The following is a 17,386-nucleotide window of genomic DNA, read 5'->3' on the forward strand; positions in this document are numbered from 1 at the left end:
CTGACAGTTGGTAGATGTGGTGAATAAGTATTAGATGTGTGCTCACGACCCAAGTCTAAAAGGTGAAACGTCATGGCGGAAGAAAAATTGTGGGAGGAAGGATTTGAAGGCGTTACTCCAGGCCGGCATCAGACCCTCAAGCTTGCCCATTTTGATATTGAACTAAAAACGACATGGGGAACTGCAGATGTTCCATTGAACTGTCGTAGTGCTACACCGACGGAAACTGACGCTGGATTCCTAGGCAATGTGCTTGAGTTTTCTGGTGACTCCATGTCCGAAGGTGTGCGCGCACAAATGAAGGTTACCCTGAAATCGGAGGAGCGAATTCTGCGCATCAGATGCAAATTGATTTCCACGTTCAACGCAGTTGTCCAGATTTTCAATCAGGATGGTCGATTTGTGGATGAAATCAACGTGAGTGACGGTCAGTTCGATTACTCAATTCGTGATAGTCAGTGGGACAGCATTGGTTGGTTGTCTATGTTTTACACACTCGATTATTCCGGCCCCACTGTCGATGGTTTTGAAGGTTATACGTGGAAAGTATAGTTTTTCGGATGGCCCAGAACGTTGCAGATCCAGTCGGTCTGCAACGTTGTTGCGCAAATTGTATTGGTACCGGGCTTTCTGGTGATGTTCTCGTTGAGACTCACCGCCTGTTCTCACATCCCCGCAGTCTTGAATACTTCGTGCCGTGCGGGTAGTTAAAAAGAGCAATTTTTTGCAAGCGTGAAAGCTCGTCCTCAGCAGACACTGAAACCCAATCGAGGAGTGTCTGCCATGAACCTGTCGTTGTATTTGTTGACCGTGCTGATCTGGGGCACCACCTGGATTGCCCTGAAGTGGCAACTGGGCGTGGTGGCGATTCCGGTGTCAATCGTCTATCGCTTCGGCCTTGCCGCGCTGGTGCTGTTTGCGCTGTTGCTGCTCAGCCGTCGTCTGCAACCGATGAACCGGCGCGGGCATCTGATCTGCGTGGCGCAGGGCTTGTGCCTGTTCTGCGTCAACTTCATGTGCTTCCTGACTGCCAGCCAATGGATTCCCAGCGGTCTGGTGGCGGTGGTGTTTTCCACCGCGACCTTGTGGAACGCGCTGAATGCACGGGTGTTCTTCGGTCAACGCATCGCGCGCAATGTGCTGATGGGCGGGGCGCTGGGGCTGGGCGGACTGGGCCTGTTGTTCTGGCCGGAACTGGCCGGGCATCACGCCAGTCCGCAAACCTTGCTCGGCCTCGGTCTGGCGCTTTGCGGCACTTTGTGTTTCTCGGCGGGCAACATGCTCTCCAGCCTGCAACAGAAGGCCGGCCTCAAACCGTTGACCACCAATGCCTGGGGCATGGCCTACGGCGCGGCGATGCTGTCGGTGTGGTGCCTGATCAAAGGCATTCCGTTCGAAATGGAATGGACGTCGCGCTACATCGGTGCGCTGCTGTACCTGGTCATCCCCGGTTCGGTGATCGGCTTCACCGCTTACCTGACCCTGGTCGGTCGCATGGGGCCGGAGCGCGCAGCCTATTGCACGGTGCTGTTCCCGGTCGTGGCGCTTAATGTTTCGGCATTTGCCGAGGGCTACCAATGGACGGCGCCGGCGTTGGCGGGGTTGGTGCTGGTGATGTTGGGCAATGTGTTGGTGTTCCGCAAACCCCGCGCACCGATACGGCCGACTCAAGGCAAACTGGCCTGAGGTTATTGGGCGCCGGATATTCAGCGCTCAATTTTTATGGCGATGTAAATCAATAATGGAAATATAAAGTCGACAATGTGTCGGGCCCAGTCCTTGGCATTCCATGTTTGTGAAGTATCCATGTCGAACCATTCAACGCCAATGGTTTGCAGACCGACATAATAAACAAACATGGCGATCATCAAACCAATGATCGAGAGTTTCTTGGCTTCGTGGAAGGCGTCTGCCGATTCGTTGATTTTTCGATAAAGGTGGTAAGTGCCCAGCAGGCAACAAATGGTGTAAATCACTTCAAGGGTAATGATCAACCAGTAAATACGGTGGTGCAGCATGGGCGAGGTAATTGCCCGATGTCGTATGTTTTCGTTGATCTGAGTGGTGTCCATGCTGAGGATGTGCCCGACATATTCATAGTTTGATGGATAGTCGGTGAAGTTGCTGTACATCACTAGAATGCCGAAAAAACTGATGTAAGCCATCAAGATGACTTTGCTGTAGCGGATGAGTTGGTCGGTGCCGAGGTTTCTCAAGGTTAATGTCTCCAGAAAGTTTTAATTTTTGGAGATTCTATAGCGGAAGGAACTGGTCAGTTATTCAGTTCAATTGCAAGTTATGTGCGTCAGATCAGTGATCGGGCAAGTACTGCACAGTACTTGCCCGATTTATTATCCGCGCCAGACTTGCGGATTGACCAGATCCTGCGGCCGTTCGCCAAGCAGGGCGCTGCGCAGATTGGCCAGTGCACGGTTGGCCATGGCTTCGCGGGTTTCATTGGTCGCCGAGCCGATGTGCGGCAAGGTCACTGCATTTTTCAGCTGGAACAGCGGCGACTCGGCCAGCGGCTCTTTTTCGTAGACGTCGAGACCGGCGCCGCGTATGCGGTTGTTCTGCAACGCTTCGATCAAGGCTGGCTCGTCGACCACCGGGCCACGGGAAATGTTCACCAGAATGGCGCTCGGCTTCATCAGTGCCAGTTCGCGATGGCTGATCAGGTGGCGGGTCTTGTCGCTGAGTGGCACGACCAGGCAGACGAAGTCGGCTTCAGCCAGCAGTTGGTCAAGGCTGCGAAATTGTGCGCCGAGTTCCTGTTCCTGTTCGGTCTTGCGGCTGTTGCCGCTGTAGATAATCGGCATGTTGAAGCCGAAGCGTCCGCGACGGGCGACGGCCGCGCCGATATTGCCCATGCCGACGATGCCCAGGGTCTTGCCGTGTACGTCGCAGCCGAACAGTGGTGCGCCGACGCTGGCTTGCCACTGGCCGGCCTTGGTCCAGGCGTCCAGTTCGGCGACGCGGCGGGCGCTGCTCATGATCAGGGCGAAGGCCAGGTCGGCGGTGCTTTCGGTGAGGACGTCCGGGGTGTTGGTGAGCATGATCCCGCGTTCGTTGAAGTAGGCGAGGTCGTAGTTGTCGTAGCCGACGGAGACGCTGGAGACGACTTCAAGTTTTGCGGCATTTTCCAGTTGGGCCTTGCCGAGTTTGCGACCGACGCCGATCAGACCGTGGGCGTGGGGCAGGGCTTCGTTGAACTGGGCGTTGATGTCGCCGTTTTTCGGGTTGGGGACGATGACGTCGAAGTCCTGTTGCAGGCGTTCGATCATGGGGGGGGTGATGCGGCTGAAGGCGAGGACGGTTTTTTTCATTGAAGGAGAGCTCGTCGGGCGGCTGGATGCCAAGCAAGCTAACATTCTTGTCGAGGGTTAGGCGAGTACCTCGCTGCCTACCCCTTAGGGCGGCAGCAAGGCGCTGCGATTGCGGTATTAATTTTTTACCTCACTCCATCCAGTGACATTGATTTTGCCAACTGCCTGATGGCGTTTGCCTTCATCCCGAATACCGACGTTGAACTCTGCTTTGAATTCACCTGTTTTGATATCAATTTTTTCGACAGTGAAATGTCCTGATTTCTGGTCGGTCACGTAGTTCCTGCTGTACGTTTCACCGTGCTCATCAATCCACACTTCTCGAAAGTTAGGGACGATAGGAACGGCAGCGTTGGGCAGCTCATAGCGTTTAGCTTGGATGTCCGGAGATACCACGAGGCTGAATTCATTCCATTCGGTATCGCTGATTTCCTGCTTGGAAATTAAGTAAATTCCCCCAATGGAACTGCCATCGAAGAAGAACGTGACGCGACCTTCGAAATCGGGAAACTTGAAACCATGAATCTTGGCGTCAAGTGTGCCAACGTCTGCAACTGTTTTGATATCAGCGAACATGGTAGTGCTCCTTCGAATGAACTGTGAACTGACGTCACAGAGCTTTAATTCGAAGGAGTTTTTTGACCACTGTCATAAATGACAGTTTTTCAGAACAAATTGCTATAGTCGGGCTACCATTTCATATCGTGTGGCCATGAATCAGTTGGCCACCCGCACCCCCGCGATACTCCCACTCATTTCATAAGCCGCCAATTCCGCCTGATGCCCCGCCAGAATCTCCGGCAACGAACCACGCAAGTACTCAACCCACGTCTTGATCTTCGCATCCAGATATTGCCGCGAGGGGTAGATCGCATACAGGTTCAGCTCTTGCGAGCGGTAGTTCGGCATCACTCGCACCAGTGTGCCGTTGCGCAAGCCTTCGATCGCCGCATACACCGGCAACACACCCACCCCCATGCCGCTGGTGATCGCGGTTTTCATCGCGTCGGCGGAGTTCACCAGGAAGGGGGAGCTGTTGATGGTGACCATTTCCTGGCCTTCAGGGCCGTCGAAAGCCCATTTTTCCAGGGGGATCACCGGGCTCACCAGGCGCAGGCAGGCGTGGTTCAGCAGGTCACTGGGTTTTTGTGCGCAGCCGTTTGCCTTCACATAGGCCGGGGAGGCGCAGACGATGCTGTAGGTGATGCCCAGGCGTTGCGAAACGAAACCCGAATCCGGCAGTTCGCGGGCCAGGACGATGGACACGTCGTAGCCTTCGTCGAGCAGGTCCGGCACGCGGTTGGCCATGGTCAGGTCGAAGGTCACGTCCGGGTGGGTCTTGCGATAGCGGGCGATGGCGTCGATCACGAAGTGCTGGCCGATGCCGGTCATGGTGTGCACTTTCAATTGTCCGGCCGGGCGGGCGTGGGCCTCGCTGGCTTCGGCTTCGGCCTCTTCGACGTAGGCGAGGATCTGCTCGCAGCGCAGCAGGTAGCGCTTGCCGGCTTCGGTGAGGGCGATGCGCCGGGTCGTGCGGTTCAGCAGGCGGGTTTGCAGGTGGGCCTCAAGGTTGGAGACCGCGCGCGAGACGTTGGCGGTGGTGGTGTCGAGTTGCACGGCCGCGGCGGTGAAGCTGCCCGCTTCGGCCACACAACTGAAGGCGCGCATGTTTTGCAAAGTGTCCATGGGGTGCTCTCAAGGGAGATGGCAAATTGTGACACGAAGTTTCAGGGGCTGAGACCCCCGACCAAGGGATTATCTCGTTAACCGTAACAAAGATTCGCAGAAAACCCAGCTTATCGCCGTTCAGGGCGCCCCCTAGAATTGCGCACACCTCGAAACATCCCCCACCTCAGGAATTCGCAGCAGTGCCGCGTCGCATCAACAGAGCGCTTTTATCGCTCAGTGTTCTGGCTATTTCGTTAGGTCTCAGCGGCTGCATCGGAACCGGAGGCATTGCTCCGCAGGGCAAGGCTCTGGAGGCCAATGAACTGGCCACCGACGAGGCCATCGCCCACGCCGCCCGTGACGCAAACTGGCCCACCGCCCAATGGTGGCAGGCCTATGGCGACCCGCAACTCAACCGCTGGATCGACCTGGCCGTGCAAGGCAGCCCGACGATGGCGATGGCCGCCGCGCGAGTGCGTCAGGCGAGATCCATGGCCGGTGTCGCCGAAGCCGCCGAGTCGTTGCAGATCAATGGCGAGTCGACCCTCAAGCGCCACAACTGGCCGACCGACCAGTTCTACGGTCCCGGTGAGCTGGCCAACAGCACCACCTGGGACAACAACGCCGCGCTGGGTTTCAGTTACGCCCTCGACCTCTGGGGCCGTGAAAGCAACAGCACCGAGCGGGCCGTCGATCTGGCGCACATGAGCGCTGCCGAGGCGCGTCAGGCGCAGCTCGAATTGCAGAACAACATCGTGCGCGCCTACATCGAACTGTCACTGCACTACGCCCAGCGCGACATCGTCGCGGCGACGCTCAAGCAGCAACAGCAGATTCTCGAGCTGGCACAGAAACGTCTGGACGGCGGGATCGGCACCCACTTCGAAGTCAGCCAGGCCGAAACCCCGCTGCCGGAAACCCATCGGCAACTGGATGCGCTGGACGAAGAAATCGCCCTGAGCCGCAACCAGATCGCTGCACTGGCCGGCAAAGGGCCGGGCGCTGGCGCGCAGTTGCAACGGCCGACCCTGTCCCTCGGTGCGGCGCTGAAGTTACCGTCGGCACTGCCTGCCGAACTGCTCGGCCAGCGTCCGGACGTGGTCGCCAGTCGCTGGCAAGTGGCGGCGCAGGCTCGCGGGATCGATGTGGCGCACGCCGGGTTCTACCCCAACGTCGATCTGGTCGGCAGCCTCGGCTACATGGCCACCGGTGGCGGGGCGCTGGAGTTTCTGACCGGCAAGAAGCTCAACTACAACGTCGGGCCGGCGATCTCGCTGCCGATCTTTGACGGTGGTCGACTGCGTGCCGAACTCGGTGAAGCGTCAGCGGGTTATGACATCGCCGTGGCGCATTACAACCAGACCCTGGTCAATGCGCTGAAGAACATCTCGGATCAGTTGATCCGCCGCGAGTCGATGGACAAGCAGCAGACGTTCGCCGCCGAATCGGTGGCTACGGCGCAGAAGACTTACGACATCGCAATGATCGCCTACCAGCGCGGGCTCACCGATTACCTCAACGTGCTCAATGCGCAGACCCTGCTGTTCAAGCAGCAGCAAGTGCAGCAGCAGGTGCAGGCGGCGCGCTTGAGTGCCCATGCGGAACTGGTGACGGCATTGGGCGGCGGCCTTGGTGCGGGTAAAGACGTCCCGACTTTTGAGCAGACCGCCGCACCGAAAACCCCGGCCCTCCTGCGTTGAACACACAACCCCTGTGGGAGCGGGCTTGCTCGCGAAGAGGGAGTGTCAGACAGCCCATTTGTTGTCTGACACAGCGCATTCGCGAGCAAGCCCGCTCCCACAGTTTCTCCGGTTCGACTGACTTTTTGAGCAAGACCAAATGACTCACCTGCCCGCACCTTTGCGCTGGCTCTACTCCCTGGAATGGCGCCGGGGTTTCTTCGACTGGGCACGCAGCGACGGCGTGACCTGGGTCTACATCTTCAAGGTGTTGATCGCCGCATTCCTGACCCTGTGGCTGGCGATGCGCCTGGAGCTGCCGCAGCCGCGCACGGCGATGATCACCGTGTTCATCGTCATGCAGCCGCAGAGCGGCCAGGTGTTCGCCAAGAGTTTCTATCGCTTCCTCGGCACTCTGGCCGGGTCGGCGATGATGGTCACGCTGATTTCCTTGTTCGCCCAGAACACTGAACTGTTCCTCGGCTCGCTGGCGATCTGGGTCGGGATCTGCTCGGCCGGCGCCGCTCGTTGCCGCAACTTCCGCGCCTACGGTTTTGTGCTGGCCGGGTACACCGCCGCGATGGTCGGCCTGCCGGCACTGGCGCATCCTGACGGCGCGTTCATGGCGGCGGTGTGGCGGGTGCTGGAAATTTCGTTGGGGATTCTCTGCTCAACCCTGGTCAGCGCCGCGATCCTGCCGCAGACCGCCAGCGCAGCCATGCGCAACGCCTTGTATCAGCGCTTCGGTGTGTTCGCGTTGTTCGTCACCGACGGCTTGCGCGGGCGCAGCAAACCGGAGGCGTTCGAGGCCAGCAACGTGCGCTTCATCGCTGAAGCGGTGGGGCTGGAAGGGCTGCGCAGCGTGACCGTGTTTGAAGACCCGCACATGCGTCGCCGTAACGGTCGGCTCAGTCGCCTGAACAGCGAATTCATGGGTATCACCACCCGTTTCAACGCCTTGCATCAGTTGCTCGAACGCCTGCGCCGCAACGGTGCCGACCATGTGGAGGCAGCGATCAAACCGGGTCTGCAGGATCTGGCCGAAGTGCTCGACGGCTTCAGCGGCCGCGCCCTGACCAGCCCGGATGCGGCGCGTCTGGTAACGGCGCTGACCGCTTACAAGGAAGGGTTGCCGGCGCGGGTGCGCAGTCTGCGGGCGGCCTTCCAAGAGAGCGATCCGAGCGACGCCGAGCTGCTGGATTTCCACACCGCGTACGAATTGCTCTATCGCTTCGTCGATGACCTGCACGGTTATGCACAGACCCACGCCTCGCTGGCCGATCACAGCCACGAGCGCGAACGCTGGGACGAACCGTTCACCCCGCAAACCAGTTGGTGGGCGGCCGCGGCTTCAGGGATTCGAGCCGCGTTTATCCTCGTCGTACTCGGCAGTTACTGGGTCGCCACCGCGTGGCCGAGCGGCGCGACCATGACCCTGATCGCCGCTGCCACCGTGGGCCTGTCCGCCGCCACGCCGAACCCGAAACGCATGGCGTTCCAGATGGCCTGCGGCACATTCCTCGGGGCGTTGATCGGCTTCGTCGAGATGTTTTTCATCTTCCCGTGGATCGATGGTTTCCCGTTGCTGTGTGTGATGCTCGCACCGGTGATCGTGCTCGGCTCGTTCCTCGCTTCGCGACCGCAATACGCCGGTGTCGGTCTCGGTCTGCTGATCTTCTTCAGCACCGGTTCGGTGCCGGACAACCTGACGATCTACAACCCGTACACCTTCATCAACGACTACATCGCCATGGTCATGGGCATGCTGGTCTGCGCGGCGGCGGGCGCAATCATTCTGCCGCCGAACAGCCGCTGGTTGTGGCGACGCCTGGAGCAGGATCTGCGCGGGCAAGTGGTGTACGCGATCAGCGGCAAACTCAAGGGCCTGGCGTCGAGTTTCGAAAGCCGTACCCGCGACTTGATGCATCAGGCTTACGGCCTGGCGGCCGGTCAGCCGCAGGTGCAGAAAAACCTGCTGCGCTGGATGTTCGTGGTGCTGGAAGTCGGTCACGCGATCATCGAGTTGCGCAAGGAACAGGCGATCCTGCCGGTGCACCCGGCGTATGCCGAATCGCAACCGTGGCGGCAGGCAATCCGGGTCATGGGGCGCTCGCTGGTGCGGCTGTTCCTGCAACCGAATTCAAGCAATCTGGAGCGCGCCCTGGTCGCCGTCGATCACGCGATCAGCCGGGTCGCCGCTACCGATGAACCGTTCGCCCCGCACTTCGATACCTCGGCGCTGCGGCGGGTGAAAAGCTATCTGCACTTCATCCGCACCTCGTTGCTCGACCCGCAATCACCCCTTGCTGCCTATGCCGTCGCCAAGCCCGAAGGACTTGCCCATGCCTCGTGAAATCGCCTTCCACGGCGTGTACATGCCGACCATGACCTTGATGTTTTTCGTCGCCGCGGCACTGGCCTGGGCGCTGGACCGGTTCCTTTCGGGGTTCGATCTGTACCGCTTCTTCTGGCACCCGGCGCTGCTGCGCCTGAGCCTGTTTACCTGTCTGTTCGGCGCGATGGCGCTGACCGTCTACCGTTGAGTCTGAGAATTGTCCCGATGAAAAAGTTTTTCAGCCTGCTCGCGACCCTGCTGGTGCTGGCCCTGGCGTTGTGGATCGGCCGTACGTTGTGGGAGCACTACATGAACACCCCGTGGACCCGCGACGGCCGGGTGCGCGCCGACATCATCAACGTCGCCGCTGACGTCACCGGTGAAGTGGTGGACGTGCCGGTACGTGACAACCAGTTGGTGAAAAAAGGTGATCTGCTGATGCAGATCGACCCCGAACACTATCGCCTGGCGGTGAAACAGGCGCAGTCGCTGGTGGCTTCGCGCAAGGCCACGTGGGAGATGCGCAAGGTCAACGCTCACCGCCGCGCTGACCTCGACAACCTGGTGATCTCCAAGGAAAACCGCGACGACGCCAGCAACATCGCCGACTCCGCACTGGCCGATTACCAACAGGCCCAGGCGCAACTGGAAGCCGCCGAACTCAACCTCAAACGCACCGAAGTGCGGGCGGCGGTGGACGGCTACGTGACCAACCTCAATGTCCATCGCGGCGACTACGCCCGTATCGGCGAAGCGAAAATGGCCGTGGTCGACATGAATTCGTTCTGGGTCTACGGCTTCTTCGAAGAAACCAAACTACCTCACGTGCGCGTCGGCGACAAAGCCGACATGCAACTGATGAGCGGCGAAGTCCTCAAGGGCCACGTGGAGAGCATTTCCCGCGGCATCTACGACCGCGACAACCCGGAAAGCCGCGAGCTGATCGCCGATGTGAACCCGACCTTCAACTGGGTGCGCCTGGCGCAACGGGTACCGGTGCGGATTCACATCGATGAAGTGCCGGAGGGTGTGCTGCTGGCGGCGGGGATTACCTGCACGGTGGTGGTGAAGCAGGACGCTGCCGAGTAATCCTTTGGCGAGGGAGCAGGCTTCCTCGCCATAACCGACGGTGTCAGTCCTGGCAAAACGTTTCGTGCAGATGCCGCCAGATCACCCGTCCGGATTCGGTTTTTTCAAACACCACAGTTGAACGTCGATCCGTGTGCAATCCGCTCGCATCGGTCTGCTGTTCGCGATAACTCACCGTCGCGCCGCGTTCATGCAAAGCAATCCCGCGAAGCTCGTCGAGCTCGATCCTGAACCCGCTCCTCTTGCCGCCCACCGTTTGAAACAGCGCACGCAAGGCCTCGAAATCCAGCACGCGCCCCAGCGGCGTCACCATGGAAAACCGTGGCGAAAAACGCGCCAGCAATCGTTCAAGCGTTGCCTCTTCTTCCTCCACGGCAAACCATCGTTCGATGGCCTCATGGGCCCGGATCACTTCGTCAAAATAGTCGGTGTAGTCAGTCATGTGGATTTTTCCTGAAGGTGAGGTGAGCGCAGAAGGGCTAGCACTTTTGTCGAGTCGAAACGCAGTACGGCGGCCATCGGCAACAGCGTGAGCAGTGCAGCGGCGAGAAAGCAGTACTTGAATCCGTTGGCACCCAAGGCACCCAGCAATGAACTGAGCAGCGCTGCGCCGAGGCAGAAACCGAGCTGGCGGTTGATGTTCCACAGGGCGCTGGAGTGGCCCATTTTTTCCGGCGTGATGCCGACAAATGCCAGGGTCTGCGCGGTGACGCTGCACAGACTGCCGCCCAATCCCATCAGGGCATAGGCGAGGATCAACGGGCCGCTGGCGGGTTGATCGATCTGCATCAGCACGACGATGCCAAGGCATTGCAGCAGCATGCCGACAATCAGCAACGGCCTGGGACCGGTCCGGTTGAAGCTGCGTTTGCCAAGCATGATCGCCACGCCCGAGGCCGCCGCCCAGGCCAGCATCAGCGCCCCGGTTTGCGCTGCACCGAAACCGAGGTCGTGCAGATACAACACGGCAATCATGTTGGTGCCGGTAAAGATGCCGGGCACAAACAGATAGATCAGCATCGCCAGGCGCAATGACGGGTTCTTGATCAATTGCAGATCAAGGACTGCACCCGGTCTGTTCCAGCCATCTCGCAGGTAGATCCACAAGGTGATGACGCTGAGCAGCAGCACACCGCCCGCGAGATGTCGGGTTGCGGGCGCACTCGCGAGACTCACGGCAATCAACAACAGACTCAGCGCGGAAACGGCCAGCAGCAGGCCGCGAGCGTCCAGTGTCGGGCGTGTGCTTGTTGCCTGATCCGCTTTCAACCAGAGCAGGCCCAGACCGAAAGCGAAAAGTGCCACCGGCATGTTCAGGTAGAAAATCCAGCGCCACGACAACGCCTCGACGATCAAGCCACCCGCCGCCGGCGACAGGGCCGGCACCATCAACGTCACCAGCAAAACCACACCGGTGAAGTGCGCGCGTTGTGTCGTCGGAAACTCTCGATAGGCCAAGGCCTGACCGACCGGAAGCAGCAACCCGCCACCCAGTCCTTGCAGCAGTCGCCAGCCGATCAGGCTTTCAATCGAGCTCGCCTGAGCGATGAGTCCGGAGGCGATCCCGAACAGCAAAAGCGAACCGAGGATCAGCCGCCGCTCGCCCACCCGTGCAGCCAGCCACACGCTCAACGGAATGATCAGCGTCAGCCCGAGCATGTAGGCGTTGGTGATCCAGGCCAGTTGCGTTACCGAGGCGTGCAGCTGTGCGGCAATGTCCGGGTAGGCAATGCTGGCGGCGAACATGTTCAGCAGGTCGAGGGCGAACCCCATCAGATACACCAGCGCGACTTTCGAGCGATAGGCCATGGCAGCTTTCCTGTGATGAGGCGTGCAGGGTAGTGCGCTGATGGCAATAGAAATACGCTGGTTTGGCTGCTAGTTTGTCAAAATTATTTTGACAGGGAGCGCTGTGAACATGGTCAGCCTGGATCGATTCGATACCTTCAAAGCCGTGGTCGAGGCCGGCTCGCTGACCGCCGCTGCCGACACGTTGGGGCAAACGCGGGCGGTGGTGAGCTTCAACCTCAAGCGCTTGGAAGAAGAGTTGGGCGTCACCTTGCTCACCCGCAACACCCGGCAACTGGCCCTGACCGATGCCGGCGAACGTTTTTATCGGCGCTGCCTGCGCACGCTGGACGAAGCGCGGCTTGCGATCGAGGAAGCACGTTCAGAGCACTCGCAGCTCAAGGGCACCCTGCGCATCACCACGACCGTGGAGTTCGCGCTGGCTCAGGTGGTGCCGGCGCTGGAAGTGTTTCGTCAGCAGCAGCCGCAACTGAACATTCACTTGTCCACATCTTCGACCCATGCCGATCTGATCTCCGAACGCTTTGACATGGCGATCCGCCTGGGCCGCATGCACGACTCCAATCTGCGGGCAGTGCAGTTGTCGACGTTCGAGGTATTTGCCGTGGCGGCGTCGGGGCTGGTCGAGCGATTTGTGCCGGTCGATACGCTGGCGGTGCTGGAGTCGATGCCGACGCTGGGGCATGGGCGAGTGCCGGAAATGACGGTCAGCGACCCGGCCGGCACCGAGCATATCTATCAGCCAAAACCGGGAACCACCGCCATCGTCGCCGACAACTCGGCGACCCTGCGCGCCTTTGCACTGACCGGGCAAGGCGTGGCGATTTTGCCGCAATGGCTGATTCAGGAAGACCTCGACGCCGGGCGATTACAGCGCTTGTTGCCGGATTACCGCTTCGCCCAGCAAGGCGTTTACGCACTGTACCCGGACACCCGGCACCTGCCGCTGAAGGTGCGGGCGTTCATTGATTTCATGAAGGGCTGGGGCTGAGTGTTGGCTGGCCTGGCCTCTTCGCGAGCAAGCCCGCTCCCACATTTGGAATGCATTCCCCTGTGGGAGCGGGCTTGCTCGCGAAAGCGTCAACTCGGTCTCAGAGCTTTGCGCGTAAGCCGAAGCGCTTCATCAACGTTAATTCCAGCAACCCTTTCGGCAGCAAAGTCGCCAGCAACGGCAATGCCCGGCTGCCATTGCCGATGCGGATCAGTCGCGGTGGCTTGCTCTGCTGCACAGCCTTGAGCAACTCGGCGGCGAAGTCGCTGGCCGGGGTCGGTTTGTCCTGCGAGGCCTTGGCCCGCGCCCGAATGCCTTCGCGTAACGGAAACCACGGCGATTGTTCGTTGATCAGTTGTTCGGCCTCATGCCCGGCATTCTTGGCGAAGCTCGATTGAATCGCCCCCGGCTGCACTTCCATCACGCGAATGCCGAACGGCGCCAGCTCCATGCGCAACGCATCACTCAGCGCATGCACCGCCGCTTTCGACGCGCAATAGGCGCCGGCAAATGGCGTGACCAGCACCCCGGAAACACTGCCGACATTCACCACCAGGCCCTTGGCCCGGCGCAGCACCGGGAACAGCGCGCGGGTCACGCCGACAATCGAAAACACGTTGGTTTCGAACTGGCGCTGCATGGCCGCAACACCGCCGTCGAGCAGCGGGCCCATGGCGCCGTAACCGGCATTGTTGATCAGCACGTCGAGGCCGCCGTGTTGCTGGTTGATCCGCTCGGCGAGTTGTTCCAGCGCTGCGTTGTCATTGACGTCGAGCTGCACCGCCGTGAACCCGGCTGCGCTGAGCGCCGCGACATCTTCAGCCTTGCGTGCACTGGCCCAGACCTCGTACCCGGCGCTTTTGAAGGCATCGGCGAGCGCGCGGCCGATGCCGCTGGAACAACCGGTAATCAACGCAACGGGCATGGCGCATTCCTTGTGCAAAAGTGTGGGGGGAGGGGATCAGTCGGAGAAACTACCCTGCAATCGCTCGGCGCGAAACTCCAGGGTTTGAGGGCGATAACCGGGTCGCAGCGGTGGCAGCGGCAAACAGTCTTCCCAATTGCCGCCGGCCTGCAATTCGCCTGGGCCGCGATAGCGTGGGGCGGCGTACTGATTGTCGGCCAGGTTCACGGTGTCGCCCGGCGCGTACGCTGCGATGCGCCAGCGCAGTTCAGTCAGCGGCACGTCGTTGCCGTTGTTCATCTTGAGCAGCAGCGGCCGGTCGGCAGGGCATTGTTCGGGGGCATAGACGATGCGCAGTTCAAGGCGCGCCAGTTGCTTGACCTCGCGGTTGTCCAGCCACACCACCCACATCGCCACCAGCCCGAGGCCCACAGCGGCAGCCATCGACACCGGCAAGGCCTTGGCCGGGTAGCGCAACAGCAGGATCAGCCAGGTGATGACCAGCAAGACGCCGATGAACATGTTCGAACGCTCCTTGAACTCGTGATGACCATCCTACCGAAGGGGCGCGGGAATGGACATTCACGGATTGAGCGAAGGTGCCGTTGGTCGGAACTGTAATTTCTGACAGTGGCCGAACGAGCGCTGAGCTTGCTCAGATGCCCGAGGCAGAAAGACATGCCGGTCGCGCGGGGAGCGCGCTCCATGAGTTTGCACATCAATACGCCGAGGATGTCTGCAGTCGACCCGCGCGGTCTGACGGTCCGCACGGTCGACTATTGTCGGGTCATCGAGGGCGGCCCGGTCGAGCCACGGATCAACCGCGTCCTTCATGACCTCGCGGGGCGTGCGGTGAAGCAGTGGGATCCGCGGCTTTGGCTGTCACAGACCGGCGACCCGCTGACACCGGCCAACCTGGCGCAGCTGTTTGCTCTGGACGCCACGGCGATTCGTTCGGACAGCGTCGATGCCGGCACGCAAATCGAGCTCAAGGGACTCGCCGCGCAAACGGTGTTCAGTTGGGACAGCCGCCAGACTCGCCGCCAGATCGAACACGATGACCTGCTGCGACCGGTCGCTATGTTCGAACAAGGGGCAAGCGAGCCTCGGCGTTGTGTCGAGCGCATGACCTACGGTCGTCCCGGCAGTGGGGATCAGTCGCGAAACCAGTACGGTCAGCTGATTCGTCATGACCATCCGGCGGGCAGCGTACTGTTCAACGGGTTTGCAATCAGCGGTCAGTGCACCGAAGACACCCGCCATTTCACTCTGGATCCGCTGACACCCGACTGGCCGGAGCTGGAAGCGGATCGTCTGCGGCTGCTGGAACCCGGCGCCGGTGCGACATCGCGGTGGCGCCATGGTGCGCTCGGCGATGTACTGGAGCAGACGGACGCCCGAGACAACCGACATACATTCGCGCTGACCGTCGATGGCCGCTTGCGCGAGCGTCGCTTGCAGTTGAAGGGTGAGCCTGAACAGATCCTGATCAGCGATATTCACTACAACGCTTATGGCAGTATCGAGCAGGAAACCGCTGGCAACGGTGTGCAGACCACCCGCGTATATCGGCCCGAAGACGGTCGCCTGATGGTCCGTCGGGACGAAGACACTCACGGTGGAGTGCTGCAACACTTGCATTATGGATACGACAGGACTGGCAATGTCCTGAGTATCGAAGACAAGGCGCTGCCGATCCGTTACTTCGCCAACCAGCGCATCGAGCCGGTCAGCCGCTTTGTCTATGACAGTCTTTATCAGTTGATCATGGCGTCCGGCTGGGAAGCCGGGAGTGCCAGTCAGGGCCCACATTCGATGGGGCGCGTCGATCCGGCGGCTGTCAGTAACTATCAGCAGACTTACGATTATGATCCCTCCGGCAACCTGCGCAGGCTGACTCATGCAGGCGCACAAAGTCATGGGCGCAAACTGCAACCGGCGAGTTACAGCAACCGCGCTCTGCCTTATGACGACGCACCTCCCGACGACGCTCAAATCGAAGCCGCATACGACCGCAGAGGCAACCTGTTGCAGCTGGAACCGGGGCGGATACTGAACTGGAACCTGCGCAACCAACTGCAATCGGTCAGTCCGGTGGAGCGTGCCTCCCGGCTCAACGACCAAGAGGTCTATCTCTACGCGTCTGGCAGTCAACGAGTACGCAAAATCCGCTCATTACGAACCAACGCCCGCACCCTGGTTTCCGATGTGCGCTATTTACCTGGACTGGAATTGCGCACCGACAACGGCACCGGCGAACGGTTGCAGGTCATCATTGCCGACAACGCTCAAGTACAGCATTGGGAAAGCCCGCCACCTTCGGGAATCAACAATCGGTATCGATACCAACATGTCGATCATCTGGGTTCGGTCTGTCTGGAAACCGCCGCTGACGGTGCGATGATCAACCGCGAAAGGTTTCACCCTTTCGGTACCAGCGCATGGCGGGACGGCGAATTCAGCTGCAAATTCGTTCGTTACTCGGGCAAGGAGCGCGATGCCTCCGGGTTCGACTACTTTGGTCTGCGTTACTACATCCCATGGCTGCAACGCTGGTCCAGTGCGGACCCTGCCGGTCATGGCGACGGTGCCAACCTCTACCGAATGGTTCGCAACAATCCGCTCACCTTCACCGATGACGAGGGGGCGGTCACGCGTAGAAGGCTGGCCAACGGATTGTGGCAACCTGTTATCGCGACGGGGGCTGATCGAATGATGGCCGGGGCTCTGGAGGTGAAAAGCGGCGCACCTCGGCGCGGAGTGCCCGCTACAGGCAGCTCTGGCAACATCCGAAAGGCGCTGGAGGTTGGTGAGCTGGGCAGGATTGAAGTCAGTACCCAACTGCTGGACCCCGCTCCCGGACGTTACTCGAACGAAACCGTCTCGCAGTTGAGCCGCCGTAACGGTGGCGCAGAGTTTATTTTCAGTGTGGATCGCATGACTTATTCCGGTGCTGGCAGTGGGGAATTCAATGCTTTGCGGATCGTCGATATTCCCAATGGCGAGATCCCTGACCAGAACAACGCGGTATCCGGTTATTGGGCGCCTCAGGGTGGTTATGTCGATATTCCGCTGCATCCGACAGGCACTCAGCCGGACTATGTATTTACCCCCGGTTTCAGCGGTTGCTCACTGACGGTGGATCAACTCAACGACAACGTGCTTCGTGTCCGGCATGTGGAAGGCGGAAAGGAAAATGCCCAATACAACGATCTCTCCGAAGGCCACGGAATGGGGCAGGCCGCCGCCATGGAATATCAGGATTACGGTTATGCACCGGATGATCAGGGCCGTCAGGAAAACCTCACGACCGGTTTCGCTTTCATGAAGTACGACCGCAAACAGCAGCAATGGAACATCCATTATCAGACCATTCAAGGCTCCAGCGGAATCGAGCGTTACAGCCCTGGCAGCACCGGCTTTTTCAAGAAAACCAATGCATCGGTTTCGGTTTATCCACAGACACGTATCAGGAAAACCATGAGCCGGGCAGTCATTCCGAGTGACAGGCGCAAGACGGGCTGAAAAAAAGCCCCCGCCCAACCCGCTGCGGATAGGGGACGCAGCGGGCTGGACGGGGGCTTC

16 protein-coding genes are annotated in these 17,386 nt (G+C 60.0%); 8 read left to right on the forward strand and 8 right to left on the reverse strand.

Annotation, left to right across the window (positions count from 1 at the left end; all coding sequences use genetic code 11):
* The first annotated feature begins 72 nt into the window (after positions 1 to 72).
* Both C6Y56_RS04730 and C6Y56_RS04735 read left to right on the forward strand, forming a co-directional pair.
* A complete protein-coding gene (locus C6Y56_RS04730; protein WP_169428936.1) occupies positions 73 to 552 on the forward strand; it encodes a hypothetical protein in 480 nt (159 codons plus the stop codon).
* 231 nt (positions 553 to 783) lie between these two features.
* Complete coding sequence (locus C6Y56_RS04735) at positions 784 to 1,686, forward strand: DMT family transporter (protein WP_169428937.1); 903 nt, start codon at positions 784 to 786, stop codon at positions 1,684 to 1,686.
* A gap of 20 nt (positions 1,687 to 1,706) precedes the next feature.
* On the opposite strand, the gene C6Y56_RS04740 is transcribed toward C6Y56_RS04735, so the two are convergent.
* The 4 genes from C6Y56_RS04740 to C6Y56_RS04755 all read right to left on the reverse strand — a co-directional run bounded on the left by C6Y56_RS04740 (position 1,707) and on the right by C6Y56_RS04755 (position 5,012).
* Positions 1,707 to 2,216: a DUF2165 family protein gene (locus C6Y56_RS04740; protein ID WP_169428938.1), complete on the reverse strand. Its 510-nt coding sequence runs from the start codon at positions 2,214 to 2,216 to the stop codon at positions 1,707 to 1,709.
* 135 nt (positions 2,217 to 2,351) lie between these two features.
* A complete protein-coding gene (locus tag C6Y56_RS04745) occupies positions 2,352 to 3,326 on the reverse strand; it encodes a 2-hydroxyacid dehydrogenase (RefSeq protein WP_169428939.1) in 975 nt (324 codons plus the stop codon).
* 117 nt (positions 3,327 to 3,443) lie between these two features.
* Positions 3,444 to 3,902, reverse strand: a complete 459-nt coding sequence (locus C6Y56_RS04750; protein ID WP_169428940.1) for a hypothetical protein — start codon at positions 3,900 to 3,902, stop codon at positions 3,444 to 3,446.
* Between the two features lie 141 nt (positions 3,903 to 4,043).
* Positions 4,044 to 5,012, reverse strand: a complete 969-nt coding sequence (locus C6Y56_RS04755) for a LysR family transcriptional regulator (RefSeq protein ID WP_169428941.1) — start codon at positions 5,010 to 5,012, stop codon at positions 4,044 to 4,046.
* 182 nt (positions 5,013 to 5,194) lie between these two features.
* On the opposite strand from C6Y56_RS04755, the gene C6Y56_RS04760 reads away from it, so the two are divergent.
* From C6Y56_RS04760 to C6Y56_RS04775, 4 genes are all read left to right on the forward strand, one after another.
* The gene (locus C6Y56_RS04760) at positions 5,195 to 6,694 is read left to right on the forward strand and encodes an efflux transporter outer membrane subunit (protein ID WP_169428942.1); all 1,500 of its coding nucleotides are present in this window, start codon (positions 5,195 to 5,197) and stop codon (positions 6,692 to 6,694) included.
* Between the two features lie 139 nt (positions 6,695 to 6,833).
* Positions 6,834 to 9,026, forward strand: a complete 2,193-nt coding sequence (locus C6Y56_RS04765) for an FUSC family protein (protein WP_169428943.1) — start codon at positions 6,834 to 6,836, stop codon at positions 9,024 to 9,026.
* Complete coding sequence (locus C6Y56_RS04770; RefSeq protein WP_003221811.1) at positions 9,016 to 9,216, forward strand: DUF1656 domain-containing protein; 201 nt, start codon at positions 9,016 to 9,018, stop codon at positions 9,214 to 9,216. Before C6Y56_RS04765 ends, C6Y56_RS04770 begins: the two co-directional genes overlap by 11 nt.
* Positions 9,217 to 9,233: 17 nt before the next feature.
* Complete coding sequence (locus C6Y56_RS04775; RefSeq protein ID WP_085746982.1) at positions 9,234 to 10,097, forward strand: efflux RND transporter periplasmic adaptor subunit; 864 nt, start codon at positions 9,234 to 9,236, stop codon at positions 10,095 to 10,097.
* A gap of 43 nt (positions 10,098 to 10,140) precedes the next feature.
* Here C6Y56_RS04775 and C6Y56_RS04780 read toward each other — a convergent pair whose 3' ends face one another.
* Positions 10,141 to 10,539, reverse strand: coding sequence for a DUF4440 domain-containing protein (locus tag C6Y56_RS04780; protein WP_169428944.1), 399 nt, complete (start codon positions 10,537 to 10,539; stop codon positions 10,141 to 10,143).
* Positions 10,536 to 11,906 (reverse strand): MFS transporter, encoded by a 1,371-nt coding sequence (locus tag C6Y56_RS04785; protein ID WP_169428945.1) that lies wholly within the window; start codon positions 11,904 to 11,906, stop codon positions 10,536 to 10,538. The genes C6Y56_RS04780 and C6Y56_RS04785 overlap by 4 nt, the downstream gene beginning before the upstream one ends.
* Positions 11,907 to 12,015: 109 nt before the next feature.
* Here C6Y56_RS04785 and C6Y56_RS04790 point away from each other — a divergent pair, with 109 nt between their 5' ends.
* Entirely contained in the window at positions 12,016 to 12,897 is an 882-nt protein-coding gene (locus tag C6Y56_RS04790; protein ID WP_169428946.1) for a LysR family transcriptional regulator, read from the forward strand.
* 100 nt (positions 12,898 to 12,997) lie between these two features.
* Here the strand turns inward: C6Y56_RS04790 and C6Y56_RS04795 are convergent, their stop codons facing one another.
* Positions 12,998 to 13,822: an SDR family oxidoreductase gene (locus C6Y56_RS04795; RefSeq protein WP_169428947.1), complete on the reverse strand. Its 825-nt coding sequence runs from the start codon at positions 13,820 to 13,822 to the stop codon at positions 12,998 to 13,000.
* 36 nt (positions 13,823 to 13,858) lie between these two features.
* Positions 13,859 to 14,323 carry a multidrug transporter gene (locus C6Y56_RS04800; RefSeq protein WP_169428948.1) on the reverse strand — a complete coding sequence of 155 codons (465 nt, stop codon included), beginning with the start codon at positions 14,321 to 14,323 and terminating at the stop codon, positions 13,859 to 13,861.
* Between the two features lie 183 nt (positions 14,324 to 14,506).
* Here C6Y56_RS04800 and C6Y56_RS04805 point away from each other — a divergent pair, with 183 nt between their 5' ends.
* Positions 14,507 to 17,326, forward strand: a complete 2,820-nt coding sequence (locus tag C6Y56_RS04805; RefSeq protein WP_249314376.1) for an RHS repeat domain-containing protein — start codon at positions 14,507 to 14,509, stop codon at positions 17,324 to 17,326.
* Positions 17,327 to 17,386 lie beyond the last annotated feature (60 nt).

The organism is Pseudomonas fluorescens, from assembly GCF_012974785.1.
GTDB lineage: Bacteria > Pseudomonadota > Gammaproteobacteria > Pseudomonadales > Pseudomonadaceae > Aquipseudomonas > Aquipseudomonas fluorescens_BT.

Excerpts from the sequence above, each read along its gene's own strand:
- C6Y56_RS04730 (WP_169428936.1), top strand. The coding sequence starts at position 73 with ATGGCGGAAGAAAAATTGTGGGAGGAAGGATTTGAAGGCGTTACTCCA.
- C6Y56_RS04735 (WP_169428937.1), top strand. The coding sequence starts at position 784 with ATGAACCTGTCGTTGTATTTGTTGACCGTGCTGATCTGGGGCACCACC.
- C6Y56_RS04745 (WP_169428939.1), bottom strand. The coding sequence starts at position 3,326 with ATGAAAAAAACCGTCCTCGCCTTCAGCCGCATCACCCCCCCCATGATC.
- C6Y56_RS04750 (WP_169428940.1), bottom strand. The coding sequence starts at position 3,902 with ATGTTCGCTGATATCAAAACAGTTGCAGACGTTGGCACACTTGACGCC.
- C6Y56_RS04755 (WP_169428941.1), bottom strand. The coding sequence starts at position 5,012 with ATGGACACTTTGCAAAACATGCGCGCCTTCAGTTGTGTGGCCGAAGCG.
- C6Y56_RS04765 (WP_169428943.1), top strand. The coding sequence starts at position 6,834 with ATGACTCACCTGCCCGCACCTTTGCGCTGGCTCTACTCCCTGGAATGG.
- C6Y56_RS04770 (WP_003221811.1), top strand. The coding sequence starts at position 9,016 with ATGCCTCGTGAAATCGCCTTCCACGGCGTGTACATGCCGACCATGACC.
- C6Y56_RS04775 (WP_085746982.1), top strand. The coding sequence starts at position 9,234 with ATGAAAAAGTTTTTCAGCCTGCTCGCGACCCTGCTGGTGCTGGCCCTG.
- C6Y56_RS04780 (WP_169428944.1), bottom strand. The coding sequence starts at position 10,539 with ATGACTGACTACACCGACTATTTTGACGAAGTGATCCGGGCCCATGAG.
- C6Y56_RS04785 (WP_169428945.1), bottom strand. The coding sequence starts at position 11,906 with ATGGCCTATCGCTCGAAAGTCGCGCTGGTGTATCTGATGGGGTTCGCC.
- C6Y56_RS04790 (WP_169428946.1), top strand. The coding sequence starts at position 12,016 with ATGGTCAGCCTGGATCGATTCGATACCTTCAAAGCCGTGGTCGAGGCC.
- C6Y56_RS04795 (WP_169428947.1), bottom strand. The coding sequence starts at position 13,822 with ATGCCCGTTGCGTTGATTACCGGTTGTTCCAGCGGCATCGGCCGCGCG.
- C6Y56_RS04800 (WP_169428948.1), bottom strand. The coding sequence starts at position 14,323 with ATGTTCATCGGCGTCTTGCTGGTCATCACCTGGCTGATCCTGCTGTTG.
- C6Y56_RS04805 (WP_249314376.1), top strand. The coding sequence starts at position 14,507 with ATGAGTTTGCACATCAATACGCCGAGGATGTCTGCAGTCGACCCGCGC.